The organism is Enterococcus columbae DSM 7374 = ATCC 51263, assembly GCF_000406925.1.
Lineage (GTDB): Bacteria > Bacillota > Bacilli > Lactobacillales > Enterococcaceae > Enterococcus_E > Enterococcus_E columbae.
The window spans coordinates 123,271-147,130 of the sequence record NZ_KE136349.1 but is presented as its reverse complement, the minus strand read 5'-3'; the positions used below and the strand labels follow the sequence as shown (position 1 = coordinate 147,130).

General features: G+C 35.2%; 26 protein-coding genes, 4 pseudogenes and 1 other annotated feature. Of the genes and pseudogenes, 26 read left to right on the top strand and 4 right to left on the bottom strand.

The genetic code is table 11. The annotated features are described in order from the left end of the window. Nucleotide 1: 1 nt before the first annotated feature. The 7 genes from macP to RK02_RS08390 all read left to right on the top strand — a co-directional run bounded on the left by macP (nucleotide 2) and on the right by RK02_RS08390 (nucleotide 4,876). Nucleotides 2-298 (top strand): cell wall synthase accessory phosphoprotein MacP, encoded by a 297-nt coding sequence (gene macP / locus RK02_RS08420; RefSeq protein ID WP_016183809.1) that lies wholly within the window; start codon nucleotides 2-4, stop codon nucleotides 296-298. 39 nt (nucleotides 299-337) lie between these two features. After that, nucleotides 338-1,033, top strand: coding sequence for a 5'-methylthioadenosine/adenosylhomocysteine nucleosidase (locus RK02_RS08415; RefSeq protein WP_016183808.1), 696 nt, complete (start codon nucleotides 338-340; stop codon nucleotides 1,031-1,033). A 29-nt stretch (nucleotides 1,034-1,062) separates the two neighbouring features. After that, the gene (locus RK02_RS08410; protein WP_016183807.1) at nucleotides 1,063-1,608 is read left to right on the top strand and encodes a cysteine hydrolase family protein; all 546 of its coding nucleotides are present in this window, start codon (nucleotides 1,063-1,065) and stop codon (nucleotides 1,606-1,608) included. A gap of 11 nt (nucleotides 1,609-1,619) precedes the next feature. Continuing rightward, complete coding sequence (locus tag RK02_RS08405; protein ID WP_016183806.1) at nucleotides 1,620-2,162, top strand: hypothetical protein; 543 nt, start codon at nucleotides 1,620-1,622, stop codon at nucleotides 2,160-2,162. Nucleotides 2,163-2,241: 79 nt separating this feature from the next. Next, nucleotides 2,242-3,210, top strand: a complete 969-nt coding sequence (locus tag RK02_RS08400) for a ribose-phosphate diphosphokinase (RefSeq protein WP_016183805.1) — start codon at nucleotides 2,242-2,244, stop codon at nucleotides 3,208-3,210. A gap of 113 nt (nucleotides 3,211-3,323) precedes the next feature. Continuing rightward, nucleotides 3,324-4,460: a cysteine desulfurase family protein gene (locus tag RK02_RS08395; protein WP_016183804.1), complete on the top strand. Its 1,137-nt coding sequence runs from the start codon at nucleotides 3,324-3,326 to the stop codon at nucleotides 4,458-4,460. Between the two features lie 71 nt (nucleotides 4,461-4,531). Then, nucleotides 4,532-4,876, top strand: a complete 345-nt coding sequence (locus RK02_RS08390) for a DUF1831 domain-containing protein (RefSeq protein ID WP_016183803.1) — start codon at nucleotides 4,532-4,534, stop codon at nucleotides 4,874-4,876. A 167-nt stretch (nucleotides 4,877-5,043) separates the two neighbouring features. Here the strand turns inward: RK02_RS08390 and RK02_RS08385 are convergent. Continuing rightward, nucleotides 5,044-6,338, bottom strand: a pseudogene (locus RK02_RS08385) (ISL3 family transposase). 134 nt (nucleotides 6,339-6,472) lie between these two features. Here RK02_RS08385 and RK02_RS08380 point away from each other — a divergent pair. The 11 genes and pseudogenes from RK02_RS08380 to RK02_RS08330 form a co-directional block, all read left to right on the top strand. Beyond that, nucleotides 6,473-6,895, top strand: a pseudogene (locus RK02_RS08380) (topoisomerase C-terminal repeat-containing protein); the annotation flags it as partial. A 119-nt stretch (nucleotides 6,896-7,014) separates the two neighbouring features. Beyond that, nucleotides 7,015-7,215: pseudogene (locus tag RK02_RS08375) on the top strand (peptide-binding protein); the annotation flags it as partial. Nucleotides 7,216-7,304: 89 nt separating this feature from the next. Further along, nucleotides 7,305-7,388: a 23S rRNA methyltransferase attenuation leader peptide gene (locus RK02_RS08370; protein WP_018451764.1), complete on the top strand. Its 84-nt coding sequence runs from the start codon at nucleotides 7,305-7,307 to the stop codon at nucleotides 7,386-7,388. Between the two features lie 124 nt (nucleotides 7,389-7,512). After that, complete coding sequence (gene erm(B), locus RK02_RS08365) at nucleotides 7,513-8,250, top strand: 23S rRNA (adenine(2058)-N(6))-methyltransferase Erm(B) (protein WP_002292226.1); 738 nt, start codon at nucleotides 7,513-7,515, stop codon at nucleotides 8,248-8,250. A gap of 169 nt (nucleotides 8,251-8,419) precedes the next feature. Then, a pseudogene (locus tag RK02_RS08360) lies at nucleotides 8,420-8,680 on the top strand (topoisomerase DNA-binding C4 zinc finger domain-containing protein); the annotation flags it as partial. An 88-nt stretch (nucleotides 8,681-8,768) separates the two neighbouring features. Then, nucleotides 8,769-9,017, top strand: a complete 249-nt coding sequence (locus tag RK02_RS08355) for a hypothetical protein (RefSeq protein ID WP_016183799.1) — start codon at nucleotides 8,769-8,771, stop codon at nucleotides 9,015-9,017. Nucleotides 9,018-9,124: 107 nt separating this feature from the next. Next, complete coding sequence (locus RK02_RS08350) at nucleotides 9,125-9,346, top strand: DUF6075 family protein (protein ID WP_018451762.1); 222 nt, start codon at nucleotides 9,125-9,127, stop codon at nucleotides 9,344-9,346. Continuing rightward, nucleotides 9,316-9,525 carry a DUF6075 family protein gene (locus RK02_RS12250; protein WP_425387166.1) on the top strand — a complete coding sequence of 70 codons (210 nt, stop codon included), beginning with the start codon at nucleotides 9,316-9,318 and terminating at the stop codon, nucleotides 9,523-9,525. The genes RK02_RS08350 and RK02_RS12250 overlap by 31 nt, the downstream gene beginning before the upstream one ends. A gap of 251 nt (nucleotides 9,526-9,776) precedes the next feature. After that, the gene (locus RK02_RS08345; protein ID WP_016183798.1) at nucleotides 9,777-10,052 is read left to right on the top strand and encodes a hypothetical protein; all 276 of its coding nucleotides are present in this window, start codon (nucleotides 9,777-9,779) and stop codon (nucleotides 10,050-10,052) included. A 587-nt stretch (nucleotides 10,053-10,639) separates the two neighbouring features. Further along, nucleotides 10,640-11,248 (top strand): hypothetical protein, encoded by a 609-nt coding sequence (locus RK02_RS08340; protein WP_016183797.1) that lies wholly within the window; start codon nucleotides 10,640-10,642, stop codon nucleotides 11,246-11,248. A 619-nt stretch (nucleotides 11,249-11,867) separates the two neighbouring features. Next, nucleotides 11,868-12,299 carry a hypothetical protein gene (locus RK02_RS08330; protein WP_016183795.1) on the top strand — a complete coding sequence of 144 codons (432 nt, stop codon included), beginning with the start codon at nucleotides 11,868-11,870 and terminating at the stop codon, nucleotides 12,297-12,299. Between the two features lie 246 nt (nucleotides 12,300-12,545). Here RK02_RS08330 and tnpB read toward each other — a convergent pair whose 3' ends face one another. Next, nucleotides 12,546-13,688 (bottom strand): IS200/IS605 family element RNA-guided endonuclease TnpB, encoded by a 1,143-nt coding sequence (tnpB, locus tag RK02_RS08325; RefSeq protein ID WP_016183794.1) that lies wholly within the window; start codon nucleotides 13,686-13,688, stop codon nucleotides 12,546-12,548. Between the two features lie 16 nt (nucleotides 13,689-13,704). Continuing rightward, nucleotides 13,705-14,109 (bottom strand): IS200/IS605 family transposase, encoded by a 405-nt coding sequence (gene tnpA / locus RK02_RS08320; protein ID WP_016183100.1) that lies wholly within the window; start codon nucleotides 14,107-14,109, stop codon nucleotides 13,705-13,707. A 294-nt stretch (nucleotides 14,110-14,403) separates the two neighbouring features. Here tnpA and mnmA point away from each other — a divergent pair, with 294 nt between their 5' ends. The 3 genes from mnmA (at nucleotide 14,404) to RK02_RS08305 (ending at nucleotide 18,146) form a co-directional block, all read left to right on the top strand. Further along, nucleotides 14,404-15,525, top strand: a complete 1,122-nt coding sequence (mnmA, locus tag RK02_RS08315; RefSeq protein ID WP_016183793.1) for a tRNA 2-thiouridine(34) synthase MnmA — start codon at nucleotides 14,404-14,406, stop codon at nucleotides 15,523-15,525. Nucleotides 15,526-15,748: 223 nt separating this feature from the next. Continuing rightward, the gene (locus RK02_RS08310) at nucleotides 15,749-16,126 is read left to right on the top strand and encodes a DUF1033 family protein (protein WP_018451792.1); all 378 of its coding nucleotides are present in this window, start codon (nucleotides 15,749-15,751) and stop codon (nucleotides 16,124-16,126) included. Then, nucleotides 16,059-18,146 carry a DNA topoisomerase 3 gene (locus RK02_RS08305; protein WP_016183792.1) on the top strand — a complete coding sequence of 696 codons (2,088 nt, stop codon included), beginning with the start codon at nucleotides 16,059-16,061 and terminating at the stop codon, nucleotides 18,144-18,146. The genes RK02_RS08310 and RK02_RS08305 overlap by 68 nt, the downstream gene beginning before the upstream one ends. A gap of 96 nt (nucleotides 18,147-18,242) precedes the next feature. Here the strand turns inward: RK02_RS08305 and RK02_RS08300 are convergent, their stop codons facing one another. Beyond that, nucleotides 18,243-19,346, bottom strand: coding sequence for an ABC transporter ATP-binding protein (locus RK02_RS08300; RefSeq protein WP_016183791.1), 1,104 nt, complete (start codon nucleotides 19,344-19,346; stop codon nucleotides 18,243-18,245). Nucleotides 19,347-19,539: 193 nt separating this feature from the next. On the opposite strand from RK02_RS08300, the gene RK02_RS08295 reads away from it, so the two are divergent. The 5 genes from RK02_RS08295 (at nucleotide 19,540) to RK02_RS08275 (ending at nucleotide 23,860) form a co-directional block, all read left to right on the top strand. Further along, on the top strand, nucleotides 19,540-20,421 hold the full coding sequence (locus tag RK02_RS08295; protein ID WP_016183790.1) for a helix-turn-helix domain-containing protein: 882 nt from the start codon (nucleotides 19,540-19,542) through the stop codon (nucleotides 20,419-20,421). 50 nt (nucleotides 20,422-20,471) lie between these two features. Continuing rightward, nucleotides 20,472-20,700, top strand: a binding site (T-box leader). A 165-nt stretch (nucleotides 20,701-20,865) separates the two neighbouring features. After that, nucleotides 20,866-21,510 carry an amino acid ABC transporter permease gene (locus RK02_RS08290; protein ID WP_425387165.1) on the top strand — a complete coding sequence of 215 codons (645 nt, stop codon included), beginning with the start codon at nucleotides 20,866-20,868 and terminating at the stop codon, nucleotides 21,508-21,510. Nucleotides 21,511-21,520: 10 nt separating this feature from the next. Further along, nucleotides 21,521-22,156: an amino acid ABC transporter ATP-binding protein gene (locus RK02_RS08285; protein WP_016183788.1), complete on the top strand. Its 636-nt coding sequence runs from the start codon at nucleotides 21,521-21,523 to the stop codon at nucleotides 22,154-22,156. Nucleotides 22,157-22,181: 25 nt separating this feature from the next. Then, nucleotides 22,182-22,991, top strand: a complete 810-nt coding sequence (locus tag RK02_RS08280) for an amino acid ABC transporter substrate-binding protein (RefSeq protein ID WP_016183787.1) — start codon at nucleotides 22,182-22,184, stop codon at nucleotides 22,989-22,991. Between the two features lie 149 nt (nucleotides 22,992-23,140). Further along, nucleotides 23,141-23,860, top strand: coding sequence for a LytR/AlgR family response regulator transcription factor (locus RK02_RS08275; RefSeq protein ID WP_016183786.1), 720 nt, complete (start codon nucleotides 23,141-23,143; stop codon nucleotides 23,858-23,860).

The window sequence follows — 23,860 nt, the reverse complement described above, 5'->3', positions numbered from 1 at the left end:
TATGTCAAACAAGCCCTTACTCACTCGTTCTGAAATGCGTAGACGGCGTGAACAAGAGCAAAAGGCGTTAGAGCGTAATCAAGCGATTGTAAACAAACAAGCCCAGCGAGAATATGAAAAAGAAGAAAAAGAGATTGCGCGTCATTATCGTAAAGAATTAAAAAAGCAGGCGGCAGTTAGTAAATCTCGCATTGCAGAAAAACAAACTTCCAAGGCTGTTAATCAGTTTTTATGGAAGGCAATTATTATTGTTAGTTTATTATTAATTTTAGTTTTCATGATGATCTTTTTCTTGTGATAATTGAAAACGATTTTGAATTTTGGAGGGAATTTTTTAATGAAAATTGGTATTATCGGTGCAATGGAACAGGAAATTCAACTATTGCGGCAAGCAATTGAAGGGGCAATGTCTTGGGAACGAGCAGGCGTGCTTTTTATTTCCGGAACCATAGGTAAACATGAAGTCATCGTCGTTCGCAGTGGGATTGGTAAAGTTGCGGCCAGTGTAACTACGAGCTTGCTAATTCAACAGTATGGAGTGAATATGGTGATTAATACTGGTTCTGCTGGGGGGATTGGGGCTAATCTTGCAGTCGGCGATGTCGTATTTTCTGAAAAATTAGCCTACTTTGATGTTGATGTCACTGGCTTTGGCTATGAGTATGGGCAATTACCAGCGGGCATGCCATTATACTTTGAAGCAAGTAGCTATCTGTTATCAGCAATGAAAAAGGCCGCCGAAAATACCGGACAAAACGTTAAGACGGGATTAATCGTAACTGGAGATAGTTTCGTTAATGATGAAGCTAAGGTGGCACAAATCAAAGCGCATTTTCCAGAGGCCTTAGCTTGTGAAATGGAAGGCGCGGCGATTGCCCAAACAGCCCGTCAATTTAATATTCCATTTTTAGTCGTGCGGGCAATTAGTGATACGGCTGATCATCAAGCAACGATGAGCTTTGATGAATTTATTGAAGAAGCTGGTAAACGCTCAGCAGCAATGGTTATTGAATTTGCGAAAACGTTGGTTTAGGATTCATTGTAGAAAAAGGAGACGAAAAGATGAAGGCGTTAATTTCAATTGATTATACCTATGATTTTGTAGCGACAGATGGTAAGTTGACCACTGGACAAGCGGGCCAAGAAATTGAAGCAGCTTTAGTTGCGGTCACTAAGGAATTTATTGAACAGCAGGATTTTGTGGTTTTTGCTATCGATGGACACGATCCAAATGATCAGTATCATCCGGAAAATCGTTTATTTCCCCCACACAATTTACTAGGAACTGAAGGCCGTGCGCTTTATGGTCAGCTCGCGCCACTTTATCAAGCCAATCAAGACAAAGAGAATGTCTATTGGCTAGATAAACGGCATTATTCAGCCTTTTGTGGGACGGATTTAGATTTACGGTTGCGTGAGCGCAAGATTACCCAGCTTTATCTCACTGGGGTTTGTACCGATATTTGTGTCTTGCATACGGCAGTAGATGCCTATAATTTAGGATATGAAGTCTTTATCGTAAAAGATGCCGTCGCTAGCTTTGATCCAGTTGGGCATCAATGGGCTTTACAGCATTTTAAAAATACGCTAGGCGCGACGATGGTTTGAGAGGAAATTAGATGAACTGGCAAGGTATCGATGAAAAAGAGTTTACTCGCTATCAGACGTGGGTGAATCGACAAGGCAATTATTGTGGGAGCTATGCAGCAGCGGTCTTATTAGCCTATTATCAAGACCAGCATGATCCTGCAATCATTCCTAGCTATTTACGATCGGTAGGTAGCCAACAAGAGCAAGCGCTAGTCGCACTGCTTAAATTAATTATTCAACCATTTGGCTTCCCGACGCTACCGATTGAATTGAGCATGGGCTTAAATCGTTATTTCCGTCGTTTTGCGCCTGGATTTCGTGTTCGACAAACCTCAATTGGTGCTTGGCAACGGGTGAAAAAACGGTTAGCTACCAAACAGCCCTTAATTGTCGGATTATCTAAGAAAAAAGGGAGCACCTATGGCAATCATTGGGTAGTTGCCTATGCCTATGCGATGGATGAGAAAGGCGAATATTACATTAAGGCGCATGATCTATGGGGCAACTCAGCAGCAATCATTCCGGTTAAATGGCTAAGTGGGACGGTTTCATTTCCACCGATTGCTCAATGATTTGTAGGAATTTAAGCGTAGCAATGAAAATTTTCAAAAAATATGTTAAAATGAAGAAAATAAGTAAGTGGAGGCTTCTATGGTGGCGAAACAAGCAACAAATAATTTGAAGATTTTTAGTTTGAATGGGAATCAACCCTTGGCAGAAAAAATTGCCAAAGCTTTCGGGCAAGAGCTTGGTAAATGTGTGGTTAGACAATTTAGCGACGGTGAGATTGCGATTAACATTGAAGAAAGTGTGCGTGGTGTGGATACTTTTATCATTCAATCAACCAACCAACCCGTTAATGACTATTACTGGGAGCTTTTAATTATGATTGATGCGATGAAACGGGCAAGTGCGAAAACCATTAATGTGGTTTTACCTTACTATGCGTATGCTCGCCAAGATCGTACAGCAAAACCACATGAACCAATTACTGCGAAATTGATTGCCAATATGCTAACCAAAGCAGGTGCAACTCGTGTGTTAACGCTTGATTTACATACAGTACAAGTACAAGGTTTCTTTGATATTCCAGTAGATAATTTATTTACCATTCCTTTGTTTGCCAAGCATTACCTTTCATTGGAAATGAGTGGCGATGATTATGTTGTGGTTTCACCTAAAAATAGCGGTGTGCAACGTGCGCGTAGCTTAGCTGAATATCTTGGTTCTACTTTGGCAATTGTGGATCAGTCTAGTGAGTATGAAGCAGGTGGCTATGTTATCGGTGATGTTAAAGGAAAGAAATGTATCATGGTCGATGATATTTTAAATACCGGGCAAACCTTTGTTAAAGCAAGTGAGCTGTTATTAGCTGAAGGGGCTGTAGAAATCTATGCTTGTGCCTCTCATGCACTATTATCGCAAGGAGCAAGCGATTGTCTAAGCCAGTCTGCGATTAAAGACATTTGCGTGACGGATTCTTGTTATGTGGATGAAAGTCGCCAACCAAAACAATTAACCTATATCACCTGTGCGGATTTGATGGGTGAAGCACTACGAAGAATTCACGAAAATACCCCAATGAGTCCATTATTCCGTCTAGCTTTAGAAGATGCCTAGAGAGCGCTGAATGATAGTTGTGATTGAGGAGGGAAGCAAAGAATCAGGATTTTTTGCTTCCCTTCTTATTTGTTGTAGAATAAGTTCAAATTAAAGTAAAGGAAGTTTTGTACATGTATTTTGATCATGCAGCAACGACACCGATGCATCCATTAGCAATCGAGGAAATGGCGAAAGTGATGGCGAATAATTTTGGGAATCCTTCCAGTATTCATAGCTATGGTCGTCATGCTCATGCTAAATTAAGTGAGGCACGCCAAAAAATTGCCCAAACCTTAGGCGTAGCTGCTAGTGAAATCATTTTTACCAGTGGAGGAACAGAAGGCGATAATACAGCGATTATCGGTTGTGCTTGGGCGAATCAAGACAAGGGAAAGCATATTATTACGACTGCTATTGAGCATCCAGCTGTTTTAGAAAGTATGCATTTTTTAGAAGCACAAGGCTTTGAGGTGACTTATTTACCTGTAGATCATGAGGGGATGCTTGATGTCGAGGATGTCAAGTCCGCCTTACGTGAAGATACGATTTTAGTTTCTATTATGTTTGCGAATAATGAAACAGGCAATCTATTGCCAATTGCCGAAATTGGCGCATTATTGGCAGATCATCCGGCTGTTTTTCATACCGATGCAGTACAAGCCTATGGGAAGGTGTTCATTGAACCGAAAGCTCTAGGGGTAGATTTATTGAGTATTTCTGCACATAAAATCAATGGGCCAAAAGGGGTAGGATTTTTATATAAAGATACCAAGGTGAAGCTGGCGTCTTATCTACACGGTGGTGAACAAGAAGAAAAAAGACGAGCAGGGACTGAAAATTTGCCGGCGATTTGTGCGATGGCTAAAATGGCAACTTATCACCATCAGGCCTTATTACAAGCAGAACAGCTTCCTTATCATGAGTGGACGGAGTATTTAGTTGCTAAGCTTGAACAGGAAAAGGTCGATTTTAAAATCAATGGTCAGCTAACTAGCAAGTTGCCACACGTATTGAATCTGTCTTTTCCAGGTGTAGATAATCAGTTGCTCTTAATGCGCCTTGATTTAAAACACATGGCGATTTCTACGGGTTCAGCTTGTACAGCGGGAAATGTCCATCCTTCGCATGTTTTAACGGCTATGTATGGGGAGGATAGTGCGTATATTCGCTCAGGTATTCGTTTAAGCTTTGGCTATGGCAATACCTTTGAGCAAATTCAAGCATTTACCGAAGAATTGCTGGCTATCTTGCACCAATTACAAGCATGAATATTTTTAGACTAGTAATTCTCTTACGGTATGGTAAAATAAAAGAAAACAATTGAAGCGGAGTGATTAAGATGGCTTTTAGTCAAACTGCATCGGTCTTAGGCTCACCTGTTCAGTATCGTTTAAGTCCGTCTGCTAAGCGTTATACTTTACGAGACAATGGGTTTGTTGAAACCAATGGAGGAAATTTCCAGTTATTGCGTGCTTTAGAGGCGACTCCTCAAAGTAAAGAAGGCTTTAAGTTAAAAATAACTGTTTCTAAAGATATTAAAACCTTAAAAATGTCGATTACCAATGCCAATGGGTTAAAAGCAGTTGATATTTTTAAAAATGAGCAGCATCAAATGCTCCAAGAAAAATTCTATTTTTTAATGGACGGTTTTATTGATCGTGGGCTATTTGAAAAAGTAGAGTAATTTTGACTGTGGCATATTTTTTAGTATCAACCATAAGTTAACTATCGCAAAACGATCAAAAAGCAAGCATTAAAGCTATTTAATGGCTCTTTGTCAAATTGGACTGATGAGTTTTACAAAAGGAATAGGCAGAGATAGACAGCTATTTGCTATCTCTGCTCTTTTTGTTATTTCGATTCAATTAAACCATTCATCAGAAATAGTCTTAATTTCATGTTCACAAATGATCGAAAACCATAACTAACCCGTTTTAAAGTTTTAATATGTGTATTCTTGGCTTCTATTTTGCCGTTAGAATAAGTATAAATCAGTGCATTTCTTATTCCTTCTTCATAGTTTATTAAGTTTTGTAACTTCTCTTTCAGTACTTCATCTAGTGTATCTGGTAACGTTTTTAATATCTCAAAAAATGTATCTGGATCTTTATTATCAAAAGCTTCTAATAAATCATGGACATACTGATAGCCTAATTTGAGTTTAGGAGAAAAAGCCAATAACCGGTCAACCATCATTTCTTCTGTTAAAAGTGGAAATTTAGGTTGGCGAAAACTGCGCCAGGATTTATATTCTGTAACATCTAGGCTCGCTCTTTTCTTTAAGATATAGCGCCAATTACTTTTTAATTTTGCAGCTTGGCTTCTTTTTTCTCTTTGATTAATCCTTTCATTTCGCGTACGCGACAGTCATTGAGTGCCTGATTGATATGTTTGACAATATGAAAGCGATCAATGATTAATTGGGCATTAGGAAAGTGACTCGCAATCAATTGCATATAACTCGCGTTCATATCTGAAACTAAAAATTGTACGTCTTCCTTATTTTTGGCGTTTTGAAAATAGTTTTTCAAATAAGGTAATTTACGAGTGGGTAAAACATCCAACAATTTCCCTGTTTCACCATCTACACAAATAAAACTCATTTTATCTTCTAAAGAAGTATGTGAGCGGAATTCATCTACTAGTAAAACTTTCGGTAAGTACAACTGTTTTGCTTTAGGCAACTGAGGTTTAAATGAGCGCAAGACACGAATAACCGTAGAAATAGAAACCTGACATTGTTTAGCGATAAAAGTAAGCGACACTTTTTCTTTTAATAAATCCATCATTTTAAATCGTACCTGCTCAGAAATAGCATGATGGGGGCGAATAAAATAGCTTTGGGCAGTCCAATAGTGTCTGCACTTTTTACATACATAGCGTTGCTTATTTAAATGCATGACCATTGGTAAATGGTTGAAAGCTTCTAAGCGTACAGTGACTGTTTTTTTGCCGTTTTTGACTACAGCGAACTTTCCATCCTCATCTATCACATTGGCACCACAACATTTACAAGGTGAAGGTTGAGGGGAAAGATTCGCTTTAATGACAAGAGTCATCTGATGGTTGATTTTCTCCTGAGTAATTTCAAGAATCGTTAAATTAGGGTCTATTAATCGTAACATTTTTTTGATAGAATGATTCATATAGCATACCGTCCTCTCTTGGGTTATTTGTGGTGATTTAATCATATCAGAGAACGGTATGTTTTTTATACCTAAAATGAAAAATTGGACTGAAGAATCGATTTTGATTCATCAGTCCAATTTATTATGGAGCCAGTTATTTGAAGAAAATAGGCAAGAAAGAAGGTACACAAGAGGTTTTTCTTAATAATATAAAGAAATTTATTTATCATTTGATAGAAAATGTACCTGGAAAAATAGCTAGTCTGAATTTTTCTGAATATCAAAAAAATAAGCAAAAAGAGGAAGAAAAAAATATTGTAGGAAAATGTCCTAAGTGTGGCAACAATATTGTATTAAAAAAATCGTTTTATGGTTGTTCAAATTATCCTGAATGTAAGTTTACTTTAGCTGAACATTTTAGAAAGAAAAAACTAACCAAAACGAATGTAAAAGAATTACTGGAGGGAAAAGAAACCCTGGTAAAAGGAATCAAAAACAAAGAGAAAAAGCCCTACAATGCCGTTGTAAAAATTGGGGAAAAGGGATATATTGATTTTATATCTTTCTCAAAATAAACATAAAAGCCCTTTAAAGAGGGCTTTTATATATTAATCACAAATCACTTATCACAAATCACAAGTGATTTGTGATTGTTGATGATAAAATAAGAATAAGAAGAAATAGAAAGAAGTGAGTGATTGTGGGAAATTTAGGCGCACAAAAAGAAAAACGAAATGATACACCAATCAGTGCAAAAAAAGATATAATGGGAGATAAGACGGTTCGTGTTCGTGCTGACTTGCACCATATCATAAAAATCGAAACAGCAAAGAATGGCGGAAACGTAAAAGAAGTTATGGAAATAAGACTTAGAAGCAAACTTAAGAGTGTGTTGATAGTGCAGTATCTTAAAATTTTGTGTATAATAGGAATTGAAGTTAAATTAGATGCTAAAAATTTGTAATTAAGAAGGAGGGATTCGTCATGTTGGTATTCCAAATACGTAATGTAGATAAAACATCTACTGTTTTGAAACAGACTAAAAACAGTGATTACGCAGATAAATAAATACGTTAGATTAATTCCTACCAGTGACTAATCTTATGACTTTTTAAACAGATAACTAAAATTACAAACAAATCGTTTAACTTCTGTATTTATTTACAGATGTAATCACTTCAGGAGTGATTACATGAACAAAAATATAAAATATTCTCAAAACTTTTTAACGAGTGAAAAAGTACTCAACCAAATAATAAAACAATTGAATTTAAAAGAAACCGATACCGTTTACGAAATTGGAACAGGTAAAGGGCATTTAACGACGAAACTGGCTAAAATAAGTAAACAGGTAACGTCTATTGAATTAGACAGTCATCTATTCAACTTATCGTCAGAAAAATTAAAACTGAATACTCGTGTCACTTTAATTCACCAAGATATTCTACAGTTTCAATTCCCTAACAAACAGAGGTATAAAATTGTTGGGAGTATTCCTTACCATTTAAGCACACAAATTATTAAAAAAGTGGTTTTTGAAAGCCATGCGTCTGACATCTATCTGATTGTTGAAGAAGGATTCTACAAGCGTACCTTGGATATTCACCGAACACTAGGGTTGCTCTTGCACACTCAAGTCTCGATTCAGCAATTGCTTAAGCTGCCAGCGGAATGCTTTCATCCTAAACCAAAAGTAAACAGTGTCTTAATAAAACTTACCCGCCATACCACAGATGTTCCAGATAAATATTGGAAGCTATATACGTACTTTGTTTCAAAATGGGTCAATCGAGAATATCGTCAACTGTTTACTAAAAATCAGTTTCATCAAGCAATGAAACACGCCAAAGTAAACAATTTAAGTACCGTTACTTATGAGCAAGTATTGTCTATTTTTAATAGTTATCTATTATTTAACGGGAGGAAATAATTCTATGAGTCGCTTTTTTAAATTTGGAAAGTTACACGTTACTAAAGGGAATGGAGATAAATTATTAGATATACTACTGACAGCTTCCAAGAAGCTAAAGAGGTCCCTAGCGCCTACGGGGAATTTGTATCGATAAGGGGTACAAATTCCCACTAAGCGCTCGGGACCCCTTGTAGGAAAATGTCCTAAATGTGGCCATAACATTGTATTGAAAAAATCATTTTATGGCTGTTCCAATTATCCTGAATGTAAATTCACACTAGCAGATAATTTTAGAAAGAAAAAATTATCAAAAACAAATGTAGCAGAATTATTGTCTGGTAAAGAAACCTTGATTAAAGGAATTAAGTCGAAGGATAAAACGAAGAGCTATAATGCGTTAGTAAAAATAGGGGAAAAAGGATATTTAGATTTTTTGGCTTTTAAATAGAAAGAAGGATTAGGAAATTATTTGACTTATATATATATTTTATATATAATATATATATAAAATATATATGAGGTTTGGAGTGATTACGATGTCAGACAAATATCAATTAATCAGTATGAGGATACCTAAAGATTTGTATCTCAAGTACAAGCAAATACTGAAAAGTGAAGGAAAAATTGTCACTTACGAGTATAGAAACTTTGTCAGAAAATACGTTGAAAATTTTGAAAAAAATAAGTATTCAGAGCAAAAAGAAGTGATTATTTCAAGGGATAAAGAGCAGCAATATCAAAAAGAAAATAATAGTGTAATCTATCAAGAAAAAGAAGAAGATTAGTTTTATTAAAAGACTGTATAATTTTTGAAAGTATTTTGATAAATAAAAAATATTGGAATGCTTTAAACTGAATAATAGCGTATTTAACGATTGAAGAAGTGAAACGCATGAAAGTAACATTTGCAGACCAGCAACATAGGGATTTTTTCTTTGAAAAAATCCAACAGGCAAGACAAGATGATATCTATCATCAAAGTTTGATTTACTTATTGTCATTTAGCGAAACTACACGTACTAATTTTGATAGGATTTACAATATTGAAACTGGGCTAATCAATCCAATTTGCGTGTCTGAAGGCTGGAATACAAGCTCAACATTAAGAGTATAATAAGCCTAGCGTTTAACTTAAACACTAACGTAACTCCAGTGCCAGAAGATATTGCTGAAGATGCGAATAAAGAGCTAGCTTATCTTAAACGAAATTATACACCTATAGAAATATTTGATGATTATGAATATTTCCCTTATTTTACACAAGCTCTAAAAATTCGATTTGGACAGGAATAAGACTAGAAAATGAATGATTTGCTAGTCCTAAAAATTTTGATATAATGTAAATTGCTTAAAACGGTTACAGGATAAAAATTAGAGATTAGTTAAAATTATCCGAATTGCTTTAAAGAGTAAATGGATGTTAAGAGGTATTGCCAGTGAACTTTTAATGTTAAGTTATTTTCGAGTTTGTAAAAAAAGAAAAAGTAAGAAAAATGTATATAAGGGTGATGTTCAAAACAACTAGATATAGGAGGTATGATATAGTGAGAATTCGCCATCTTTTTTTGTGTATGGCACTTATTATGGGCTTGATCGGAACACTTTTATCTGTTAATTTCCTTCCCGTACCCATAAACCCCGAAGATTTAACACAGCAACAAATAGACTATTTCATTCAAGAAGGAACTATTAACTACGAATTTGGAAAAAAACTTCAATTTTTTGCACTAGTTTTTTTTGTAGTTTATATGTATTTTCTTGTTAAAAATTTATACACTTTTATCAAAAATAGAATAAAACAAAATGCCAACAAGGACTAAATATTGTCCTTGTTGGCATTTTGTTTTTATTTTGGGCTACGTTGCATACCTTAGTTAGTCATCACGATGATGTAGCAAGTCATGTATCAGCATTGCCACCAAGCTGGCAATTACTGGCAAGATGACGCAGTAAATGAAGTCACGCATGCTTGAAAATACCCTTTCGATATGGGAATTGGTGCCAGGTAGCGAAACACCAGTTTTGATTATAGCAAAGTTTGACAAGCTTTTATATAATCACTAAGCATAGATCTCTATGCGATTGTCAAGTGGTATGAGTCTCGTAACTAAAAAAATGACGAAGATATACCCATTCCATTGTGCGTCCGTCTGTCTACGAACGCATTATTATTACTGTTTTTACAACATAAATTCATCAATAGTAATTTTGAATATAAACTTCATAAGATGTTTAATAAAAAACTATTTTTGTTTTATGTTATCGTTTACACGATTTGTTTTATATGATATTATTCGATTATAGAATAACTGATTGTAAGCAGAAAGGAGTTATTATTTCGGAAAAAATATGCTTATTTTATGGTTTCTTACAAAAAATATCAGAATAATATTGGGAAAAGAGGCGAATGAAACTGTCAAAGAAATTTTTAAAGTTCGGGGTTGCTATTTTTTTAATTTTTACATTATTTAGTCAAGTATGTACTCCTTTTATTTATGCAGACGAAGTAGGAAAGCAAATTGTTCAATTCGAAAAAGAAAAGAAAGAACTAGATAGGATAGATAATTTACTAAGTGAACCTATACAATTACCAAAAGACCAAATTGATAAACTTGTCAATGAATATCAGAGTTTATATCCAAATTTAACGACAGAACGTCTTTATGAAATAGTTTATCAATCTCTTTCACCATATAGATCAAAGGCTGGTTTTTGGGATGGCAAAGTGATAACTGTTGATGAATTCGCCGTAGCTTTTTCTACAATTGTTCAAACTTTAATTGGTGGTTATGCAACATTAGGTGCGTATGCAGCTAAACATGGTCAAAAATTAGCAAGAGAAATGATGAGCCGAGCTGCTAAAAGATTTGGCATATTAACAGGAATGTTTTCTGGAATTTTAGAAACTGCTTTTAACGTTTTAGATTTCTATGAAAATGTAGGGTTGTCCTTAGCAAAATTTATTGATGCCAGAGATTATTATCCAAAGAATGGAAGGATTAATATGTGGAAATAATGAAAAATAGAGCATTATACTATTTAAAAACTGTACTATGGATAACTTTTATTCAAATAATCTTTTTTCTGTTGGCATTAACATTAATTGTTGGAGTAGAGAAGACTATATATATATTAAATTATAGATTATTTGATTTAATACTTTATACCTTACCATATAGTCTAATAGTGGCCATAACTCGTTTTAAGAAGAATTGAACAGACCGGATTATGGGCGAGATGTATGACTAAATGTTGTTTATCGAGAAGCCTATGACGCAATGTACAATGATTCAGTTCCTGAAATTCAGCAAGCGCATGAGCGCAAGTATTACCAAAAGCTTTTGATAATACAGAACGTGAAGAGCGAAAACGTAAGAGAATTTACAATGATTTTGAATGATTGCTAGTTCAAGAAGGGAATAAAATTACTTGATAATTTTATTCCCTAATTTAATTATTATTAACTATACATCCTACAAACTGAAATGTTTTTTATAATCGTTGATATTTTTTTGTTACAATGGTATTTTATAGTTGGTTATATGGGCAGAAAGGAATTTAAATACGGAAAAAATGAGTCCATAATTAGAAATCAATATAGAAAAACAAAACATTGAACAGAAGAAGGGATTTTTATGATAAAGAAGGTACCTGTTCTATTAAATATATTTTTCTTATTTTTTCTTTTGCTAAGTTCATGTAAAAAAAATAATATAGATATTGTTTCTCCGGATAATGTAGATGAAATAAAAGTTACAGTCACAAATACTATGGGTGATGTAAAAATGTTTACAGTTACTGATAAAAAAGAAATAGAAAGATTATCTATAAAAATACACATGGTTTTTGGAGAAACAAAAAAAACATCTTGGTTTGTTGCTAAAGAATTAACAGAAAATGAAAAGAACTTCAAGTATCAACTAAAATTTTACAAATCAACTAAAATGATTCAAGAAATAATTATTTCGCAAAATAATAAACTGTCTGTAGATAGTGAAAAAATAATCGTTGATAGAGAGAGAGAGTTAAACAATCTAAAAAAACACTTATTAGCTATAACAACTTAGATTTTCGTTAAAAAATACAAAAATAAATATCCGAATGTTCAATAAAAAAAAATCTAGCTGTAGTGCTTGCTTTTTTATCTTGGAAAAGTGAACTACTCTCCACTTAGCTAAACCTAACGGTTCTTAACGCTTGAAGTGGGAGCTTCTTGGGAATAGAGCACACTTGATAGCTTATTTCTTCACTAACAGCGGTTTCTCTTATTTACCAAGCTATCCCCGTAGTTCCTACGGTTTTTTTAATTGTGCCTAAGCTGAAGTTTGTATTCTTAGACCTTCAATCAATATATTGATACTAGCATTGATATCACGGTCATGATGAGTATGACAAATAGGGCAAGTCCATTCTCGAATATCGAGCGATTTCTTGCCATCTTTATGTCCGCACTCTGAACAAATCTGACTAGACGGAAACCACGTATCCACTTTGATGATTTCACGTCCATACCAGTCCGCTTTGTATTGCAACTTAGCCACAAAGCTAGACCAAGATACATCAGAAATACTTCTTGCTAATTTATGATTACGCAACATACCTTTTACGTTTAAGTCTTCAATACAGATAATATCGTGATTTTTGATAATTTCTGTACTCAGTTTATTCAGAAAATCAGTACGTTGATTTTTTACTTTTTCGTAGAGACGTGCCACTTTTTGTCTTTGTTTCTGATAGTTTCGAGCCTCATAGAGTTTAACACCTCGTTTTTTAGCTAATAATGCACGCCTAGACAGTTTACGTTGTTCACGTTTAAGCTTTTTCTCCATTTTTGAAGTGAATTTATTATTATCAATTTTTTGTCCATCTGAAAGAATCGCAAAGTCTGTAATACCTAAGTCAATACCAATGGCAGAATTGGTTTTAGGTAACTCGCTAATTTCTTCTTTACATAACAAAGAAATATAGTATTTACCGCTAGAATGGCGTGATATTGTAGCAGATTTAATCATCCCTTTTGGTTGTCTATGAAGCTTAATCCTTACTAATGATTTCAATTTAGGAACTTTTATGAATTTACTATCAATCAAAGCAACTGTACCATTTTGATTATTCGTTGTATAACTCTGAACAGGATTTTTCTTACTTTTGAAACGTGGAAAGCCAACAGATTTATCCCGAAAAAAATTCTTGTATGCTTTATCTAAATGAAGTTGGGCATTGGCCAAAGCGAGGCTATCGACTTCTTTCAGAAATGGAAATTCTTTCTTATATTTAGCCGGTGTTGGAAAAGTCATTTTTTTAGAAGGATCATTTTTAACTTCTTCATATGCTTTTTTTCGGTCATTAAGCATTAGATTGTAGACCTTACGAACGCAGCCGAAAGTTTTGGCAAAGAAGATTTCTTGTTCCTCTGTTGGATAGATTCTGAATTTGTACGCTTTTAGTCGTTCCACAAAGTTCACCTGCTTTCTATTTATGATTGTTTCCTTGATTTTGGATGTATTTCTTTATCACATCAATTGGTGCTCCACCAGTCGTCAACAGACAAAAACTTTTAGACCAAAACATTTCTTTCCAAAGAAACTGTTTGACTCTTGGAAAATCACGTTTTATCAATCTTGAACTAGCGCTTTTATAGGCGTTGATGAATTTTGTCAATTCTGTTTTAGGATGAGCTTTGAACATAATATGAACGTGGTCTTTATCATGATTCCACTCCACTAAAGTAATGTGATACGATTCTGAAATTCTTTCAAAAGTAGCTTTAGCATAATCAGATATGTCATCATCAATCACTTGTCTACGGTATTTCGTTACTAAAATAAGATGGTAATAAAGAAGGAAGACTGAATGGTTATTTGTATCTAATTCCATTTTATATCAACTCATTTCTAATATATACTGATTATAACATAGAACAAAATAAAAAGACAATATACTGTATTGTCGGTCTTCGAGTTACCAACAGTAACCCTCATACCGAATGGCATTCATCACCCACCTATAGAGGATGGTCGACTTCTGCCTGAATTATGTTAAAATTTTCAGTAGTTTTAACAAAAATTCATGCAAAAAAAGCCATTCTAATGTAAAATAGAACGTACTGAAAATAATGCGACCTTCAATCGTAGTAGATTTCAGAATCTATAAAGAAATGATGGTGATCATATGCAAGACAACAGCAAAATTCGGGTTGTTGTAGGTATGAGTGGCGGGGTAGACTCGTCAGTAACAGCTTTGCTTTTAAAAGAGCAGGGTTATGATGTCATTGGTATTTTTATGAAAAACTGGGATGATACCGATGAAAATGGCGTTTGTACGGCGACCGAGGATTACAAGGATGTAGCCGCAGTTGCTTCACAAATTGGCATTCCTTATTATTCAGTGAACTTTGAAAAAGAATATTGGGATCGAGTTTTTGAATATTTCTTAGCTGAATATCGTGCAGGACGTACGCCTAATCCAGATGTTATGTGTAATAAAGAAATCAAATTTAAGGCGTTCTTAGACTATGCCTTACAGCTCGGAGCCGATTATGTGGCAACGGGGCATTATGCACAGGTAAGTCGTGACGAAAATGGTGTGATCCATATGCTGCGTGGTGCGGATAATAACAAAGACCAAACCTATTTTTTAAGTCAGCTTTCCCAAGAGCAATTACAAAAAACGATGTTCCCACTAGGCCATCTCCAAAAGCCTCAGGTGCGTGAAATCGCTGAAAAAGCTGGTTTAGCAACGGCGAAAAAGAAAGATTCTACCGGTGTTTGCTTTATCGGTGAAAAGAATTTCAAGCAATTTTTAAGCCAATATCTACCAGCTCAACCAGGTAAAATGGTGACACCAGATGGGATTGAAAAAGGAACGCATGATGGTTTGATGTATTATACGATTGGTCAACGTCAAGGACTGGGTATCGGTGGCGGCGGTAAATCTCAAGAACCATGGTTTGTGGTTGGAAAAGATTTAGCTAGCAATACCTTGTATGTCGACCAAGGCTTCCATCATCCATTACTTTATGCTGATTGGTTGATGGCTAGTCAAATTCATTTTACTACCAATGAAGAGCAGCCACAAAAATTTACCTGTACAGCCAAATTCCGTTATCGTCAACAGGATGTACCAGTGACCGTAGAATTATTACCAAATAATCAAGCGAAAGTAACCTTTGCTCAACCGGTTCGAGCTATTACGCCAGGTCAGGCAGTGGTCTTTTATCAAGATCAGGAATGTCTGGGTGGTGGCTTAATTGATCAAGCTTATAAAGGTGAAAAACAGCTGCAATATATCTAAATAAATAGAAAAAGTGATTGGTTTTAAAACAAAGCCTTTAAGCGAATATTGTTGATAAAAAAACACTCACCAATAACCAAAAAGTCTGATGGTTGGGTAAAGTCTTTACCCAACCGTTTTTCATTTCCTTAATTAGATAAGATAACTTTTCACAAGTAAATTATTTGCAAGATTTTTTAAAAGTCAATAGTATAGAGTTATCAAAAAAAGGTCGGTGAAAACAATGTATCAGGTTATCGTGATGTATGGAGATAATGAGCCATGGTGGTTTTTTGAAGATTGGCAAGCTGATATTGAAAAGGAGCAGCTATTTGCCACTTTTAATGAAGCCAAGCTAGCTTATGAACAATTATGGTTTCAATTCCATGCAGAATATCCATGTTTTAAAGGATATGCGAATTATCTTTGTGCTTTTTGGGATGAAGAAGATCTGCGCTTTTGTGAGGAATGTGATGAAGATTTACAGCAATATAAAGGCCTCGCTATTTTAAAAGATTATCAACCAATCACTGAAAAAAGTGAAAGGACATTTTATGAAACAACTAATCATTGCGGAAAAGCCAAGTGTTGCCAAAGATCTCAGTCGCGTACTAAAGGCTAATCAAAAACATAAAACTTATTATGAAGGTAGCCAAGTAGTTATTACTTGGGCTTTAGGCCATCTACTTTCATTGAAAATGCCAGAAGATTTAAATAAAGATTGGCAAAAATGGCAAATGGAAACATTGCCGATGATTCCTAAAAAAATGGGGATTAAACCCTTACCTAAAACTACTCATCAATTAAAAGCTATCGCACAGTTAGCGAAACGTAAAGATATTAAAGAAGCCGTAATCGCAACTGACGCTGGACGTGAAGGCGAATTAGTGGCTCGTTGGATTTTACAATGGATTCAATTTGATAAACCAGTCAAACGGCTTTGGATTTCTTCACAAACCGATCGTGCGATTAAAGAAGGCTTTTTACATCTAAAACCATCTAGTCAATATGATTCCCTATATTATTCCGCTCTAGCTAGAGCTCAAGCTGATTGGTTAATTGGCTTAAATGTAACGCGAGCGCTTACCGTTAAATATCAAGATAATCTTAGTGCTGGTCGGGTTCAAACACCTACTTTGGCCTTAGTTCGTAAGCAAGAGCAGGCGATTGAGTGCTTTGTAGCAAAACATTATTATCAAGTGAATTTCGTTACCCAACAAGCTAGCTTCCAGTTTGTCACCAAACAAGTACAGGCCTTAGATAGTTTAGAAAAGGCTCAAGACTTTATCGAACAATTAACCAAGCATACAGCGGTGGTTAGTAAGGTCGAAGAAACCATCAAACAACAAGCAGCGCCTTTCCCTTATGATTTGACCGAATTACAGCGCGAGGCCAATCATCTGTTTGGTTACTCAGCTAAAAAGACGCTATCACTCGTTCAAAGCTTATATGAAACACATAAAATTGTGACTTATCCGCGAACAGATAGTAAATATCTAACGACCGATATGCAACAAACCATGTTTGAACGCTTGCAAGCACTTAGAGATTTTGCTCCTGAGGTCAAGAACTATCTGAAATCTGGCGGCAAGGTGGTGCAAACCAAGGTCTTTAATAATGCCAAGGTGTCAGATCACCACGCATTAATCCCAACAGAGCAGCAGCCAAATTATGCGAAACTATCCAGCGACGAAGCAAGAATTTATCAATTAATTGCTAAACGTTTCTTGATGCTGTTTGCTCCTAATTACAAAGAGAAAGTACAAACGATTCACTTGCAGATTGCTGATAGTGAGTTTCGCTATCAAAATAAACAAATATTGGAAGTAGGCTTCAAACATTTTAATGAAGAAATAAAGACAACGAGTCAGCCTTTAACGCTAGCTCAAGGCCAAAAATTAAAAGGTCGTTTTGAATTAGTTAAACAGCTAACTACCCCACCAAGACCTTTAAATGAGGGGAGCTTACTGGCCAAAATGGAAAAACATAGCCTAGGAACTCCAGCAACGCGAGCAGAAATTATCGAAAAATTAGTGCATAGTGACTTGATGGAAAGAAAAGGCAATACTTTAGTGGTTACGCCTAAAGGTCGCCAATTATTATCCTTAGTAACCCCTTCTTTAGTTAGTCCAGAGTTAACTGAAAAATGGGAAAGGGAATTAGAAAAAATTGCGCAGGCGAAAGCGAAGATGCAGCCTTTTATTCAACAAATTGAAAAGGATACTAGACGCTTAGTTGAAGAAATCAAACAAAGTGAACAAAAGTACCAAGACTTTGCCCTCACTCAAAAACGGTGTCCAGAATGTGGTTCACTTTTAAAAGAAAAAAATGGGCGAGATGGCAAGCGCTTAGTCTGCACTGGTGAAAATTGTCATTATTCACGGCGAAAAGAGCCCAAGCTTTCCAATCATCGTTGCCCACAATGTCATAAAAAAATGGAAATTATTGAAGGTCAAAACGGCGCTTATTATCGCTGTAAATATGATGGCACGACTGAAAAAATGCCTACCAAGACTGAACGAAAGCAAAAAATGACCAAACATGAAGAAAAACGGTTATTAAAAAAATATAGTCAAGAAAATAGCGAAATGGAAAGTCCATTAGCTCTAGCCTTAAAGGCAATGATGGATTCTCAAGAGTAAAAAAAGTCTCTTACTAGTCAATCGAGATTAGTAAGAGACTTTTCTTTGGCTAAGCCAAAAAGTTAATTAAAAAGGGGGGAACCTTGAGCAAACGAATTAATGGATGACTTCTTCAGTGGTGGTATCAAAGAAGTGGGCTTTATTTAGGTTAAAGGCTAATTCAACCTCTTCACCTGGTTTATGATAATCGCGAGCATCTACACGTGAAACGAATTCTGTATCACCAATTTTAGTATAAAGCATGGTTTCTGCACCTAATAATTCAGATACGACAACCGTTGATTTAATGCAAGCATCAGGGGTAGCTTCTAAAACCACACGTTCGCTGTGAATGTCTTCTGGACGAATACCGAAAATAACCTCTTTACCTTCATAGCCTTTTTCCACTAAGATTTTGTTGCGACCTTCTGGTAATTTAACTTTAAGTCCAGCTGAATTAGTAATATAACCATTATTTAACACTACTTTAAAGAAGTTCATGGCTGGTGAACCAATAAAGCCGGCTACGAAAACATTGTTTGGTGTGTCATACACTTCTTTTGGTGAACCAATTTGTTGGATAATTCCATCCTTCATAATTACGATACGATCGGCCATTGTCATCGCTTCTGTTTGGTCGTGGGTAACGTAAATCGTTGTGGTATTTAAACGTTGGTGTAATTTCGCAATTTCTGCACGCATGGCAACCCGTAATTTCGCATCTAAGTTTGATAAAGGTTCGTCCATTAAGAAGACTTTTGCGTCACGGACAATCGCACGACCTAAGGCAACCCGTTGTCTTTGACCACCAGAAAGAGCGGCTGGCTTACGATCAAGATATTCACTTAAGCCTAGAATTTTAGCTGCGTTTTCTACACGCTCTTTGATTTCGGCTTTGTCGTATTTTCTTAATTTTAATCCAAAGGCCATATTATCAAATACGGTCATATGTGGATATAATGCGTAGTTTTGGAATACCATGGCGATATCACGATCTTTTGGTGCAACATCATTCATTACTTTATCGCCAATAATCAATTCACCTTCTGAAATATCTTCAAGTCCGGCAATCATTCGTAAAGTTGTTGATTTACCACAACCAGAAGGACCAACGAAAACGATAAACTCACGATCAGCAATCTCTAAATTAAAGTCAGTTACTGAATATTTTTCTGAGTTATCATATTTTTTATATACATGTCTTAAAGCCATTTCTACCATAATTTGTAACCTCTTTTCATTTATTTGACATCTACAGTATAGTTGAAAGCGATTTACAAAGACAATGGAAGATTGTACAAAGAATGAAGCGCTTTATTGTGCAAGTTGTCTAAACTAACATTCGTTTTAAGCTAAGACTTGGTAATCTGTCTGATTTTTTGTAAAATAATTGTATCAAAAGGAAATGAGGCTGATGATTTTGCCAGAACCACTTGATTTAGCGAAAATCTATCCGAATGGCTATTTTAGTCCAGATTATCTTGAACAAAAAGGTATGCTGTGCTTACCTTATCAACAGCAGTATTTTTGCATTGCCGAAAAAGAGTTGAGTCCCTCTGAAATACAACTGCTACAATCCATTTTTCAATTGGATTCATTTTTTATAGAAAATCAAAAGAAACCTTGGTATTTTACCTTGTTTCAAGGCAAGGTGCTTGCACCAACGTTAAAAGAACGTCATTTTCGTTTAATCCAAGTTGATTTTCGGCAAATCCAGCAGTTGAATTATCGACAATGGCAAGAAGCCATTCAAGCCATTTGGCCTTCGATTGTGGAGGTACTCTTTTTAAATCCGCATCAGGCGATTTTAGTAGAACAGCAGGAGGAATTGTGTTTTACGCTAGATGAAATTGAGGGGATTTTCAACGCTTTGGATGATGATTTTTCCATTTATACGCAGCTATATGTAGGCACCTTCTGTATAGGTGAAGCGGATTTTCAACAGATTTTTTCTCAAGAACAGCAATTATTTTCAGGACTAAAGAAAGAACAAAAGCAGAAAAAATGCTATGATTTGAGCATGGCTGCTATCTATGTTGCCTGTTATCAAAATTTGAGTAATAGCTATTTATTTGAATTGTTAGCTGCTACTTGGTTTGATAATCAAGAATGGGAATTATTGATTTTAACTCTTTGGAACAATCAAGGCAATATTTCTTCAACGGCAAAGGAATTATTCATGCATCGCAATACTTTGTTATATAAGTTGGAAAAATTTCAACAAAAAAATAATTTGAATTTGAAAGAATTAGATAGCTTATTGCTCGCTTACTTAGTTTTACAATTAAAAAAGTGAATTTTTCTTATTGACAAGCGAAAATAATTCTGATAAATTTAGACCAACATTAAAAAACGCTGAAAAGAAAAGTAGCTTTACTCATTTTTTAAGAGAGTCTCTGGTTGGTGTGAAGAGATAAAAGGATAAGGTGAAACACATCTTGGAGTTGATTTTCTGAAGTGATTAGTAGGAAAATCCGGGTATGCCCGTTATCGCTTTAGTCAAGTTGACTAGCTAAGATAATTACTGTGAGGTAATTATGAATAAAAGGTGGAACCACGTTGATACGTCCTTTAATCCTGAGTGATTAGAGGGCTTTTTTATTGGTTTTTTCTAGGCTGAGTTCTTGACTAATTGAGGTTTTTCTTGTGAGAGAAAGATGAACTTGAGGTGGAACCACGTAGCTACGTCCTCTAAAGCCAAGTGCTTTAGGGGCTTTTTTAATAGAAAAAAGGAGGATTTATTTTGCAAGTAATTATTGATACATTTCCACAGATTTTAGCCGGTGCACAAACAACCTTGTCATTATTTGGTTTAACTATTTTAGGCTCAATTCCTTTAGGGATCATTCTCGCTTTTATCCTAATGAGTCGTATCGCTCCATTAAAATTGATAGTCCAATTTTATGTTTGGTTAATGCGGGGAACACCTTTATTATTACAATTAATCTTGGTCTTTTATGGCTTACCTTATATTGGGATTGTCTTTGATCGTTTTGAAGCAGCTTTAATCGCCTTTATTTTGAACTATGCGGCTTATTATGCTGAAATTTTCCGAGGAGGGATTCAATCCATTCCTAAGGGCCAATATGAAGCAGCTCAAGTGTTACATTTAAGCCCTTGGCAAACGATTAGTAAAATCATTATTCCACAGGTGACCAAGATTACCTTACCATCTGTTGGTAATGAAATTATTAATTTGGTTAAGGATACTTCCTTAGTCTATATTCTAGGATTGTCTGATGTTATGCGGATTGGTAAGATTGCTATGGAAAGAGAATCGACGCTACTACCCTTAGTTGGCGTGGCGATTATCTATTTGGCAATGACCGCTATTGTGACCTTGCTATTGAAATTCTTTGAGGGTCGTTTGAATTACTATCGTTAGGAGGAAAAACATGTTAGAGCTACGAAAAATCAACAAATCATTTGGTTCACGTAAGATTATCACTGATTTAGATTTACAGATTGAACAAGGAAGTATTCTTTGTATTGTTGGTCCTTCTGGTGGGGGAAAAACGACGATTTTAAGAATGCTTGCTGGCTTAGAAAGCATTGATAGTGGAGAGGTTTTATTATCAGGACAGCCCTTTGATCCTACGAACTTGAAAGAACAGGAGCAAGTCGTGGGTGTGGTGTTTCAGGATTTTCAGTTATTTCCACATTTAAATGTTTTTGAAAATATTACCTTAGCGCCTAAATTATCCTTAAAACAGGACAAAGCAGTCTATACTAAGAATGCTGAGGAGCTAGCGCAACGGTTAGGTTTAGCGAATTTGTTAAATCATTATCCTTATCAATTATCTGGTGGGCAAAAACAACGGGTAGCGATTGCTCGAGCGATGGCGATGAATCCAAAGGTTTTGGCCTATGACGAGCCAACCAGTGCGCTTGATCCAGGGTTAAGCCAACAGGTAGCTGATTTAATTTTAGAAATGAAACAAGCGGGCATGACCCAGATAGTGGTGACGCATGATTTAGATTTTGCTAAAAGAATTGCCGATCAACTCTATCAGGTTACCCCGGTAGAATAAAATAAAACAATAAAGGAGAAAACATATGAAAAAATTATTTGGTTTATTAACAGTGGTTGCTTTAGGTTTAGTATTAGGCGCTTGTTCTAATCAACAAAAAGAAAATAGTACCAAATCAGGTGCAGATAAAAAAGAAGTCGTTGTCGGTTTAGATGATACCTTTGTACCGATGGGCTTTAAAGATGATGATGGCAAGATTGTCGGCTTTGACGTTGACTTAGCGAAGGCTGTTTTTAAGTTAACCAATCAAAAAGTAAAATTCCAACCAATTGATTGGTCAATGAAGGAAACAGAATTAAAAAATGGCACAATTGATATGATTTGGAATGGGTATAGTATCACTCCCCAACGTCAAAAGAAGGTTACTTTTACTGATACTTATATGAAAAACACGCAAGTATTGGTTGTGCCAAAAAGTAGCGGGATTGAAAAAGCTAGCCAAATGAAAGGCAAGGTTTTAGGTGCACAAGAAGGTTCCTCTGGTTATGATACTTTTACTAAGCAGCCAGAGGTGTTAAAGGATATTGTTAAAGATGGCGATGCAACCCTTTATGCTAGCTTTAATGAAGCCTTTATCGACCTTGAAAGCAAACGGATTGATGGCTTATTGATTGATAAAGTGTATGCGGAATACTATTTAACTAAAGCAGATAAGTTAGCTGATTATACGATCATTGAATTACCATTTGATAGCGAAGATTTCTCAGTAGGTGTGCGCAAGGATGATGAAAAATTAGCAAAACAAATCAATGCTGGGTTTAAAAAATTACAAGAAAATGGTCAATTCAAAGAAATCTCAGAAAAATGGTTTGGCCAAGATGTCACACCAAAATAAGCTCATTTTCTTTTGATAACTAGAGTCACTTCTAATAAAAAGGAGTGGCTCTTTTTTTGATCAATAGGAATTGCTAAATAAGCAAACGCTTTATTATTTATATATTCAATTAGAAAAAAGTGTTATAATTATAACGTGAGGTGAGAAATATGAATGTAGCAATTTGTGATGATAATACTGATATTCATGTACAATTACATAACCTATTATCAGAATTTTCTCATCAATATGAACAAGAAATCAAAGTACTCGATTTTATGAATGCGCAAGAAGTATTGGACTATATTAAGACTGAAAAAACAGCAAAGATTGATCTTTTGCTTTTAGATATTGAAATGGATGGACTAGATGGTATTACTTTAAATCAATATTTACTAAAGAATAATAAGATTTCATGGATAGTGTATATCTCTAATTTTGTTGAACGAATGAGTGAAGCTTTTAGTGAAAAGACACTTGGTTTTATCAGTAAGCCCATCGATAAAGAAAAGTTATTCATCAAAGTGCTAGAGGTAAGTAAAAAGTTTACACAGAGTAATTTGAAAATAACAATAAAAGATATTCATGATACGGTGCATACCCTCTATCTAGAAAATATCGAGTATTTTGAAGCGCTAAGAGGTTATACGAAAATTCATCTGTTCCCACAAGCAGAGATGATTATTCATCAATCTTTTACAGAGACAATAGGGCAATTTCAGCAACTACCGATTTATATTTGTCACCGTTCTTATGCCATTGTGCTATCAAAAGTTAAAAAGATGACTTGGAAAGATGTGACGCTCCTCTCAAATACGAAAATTCCTCTGGCTCGAAAAAAATATCAAGAATTACAACGAGTATACTTGGATTATATGGAAAATGGGTGA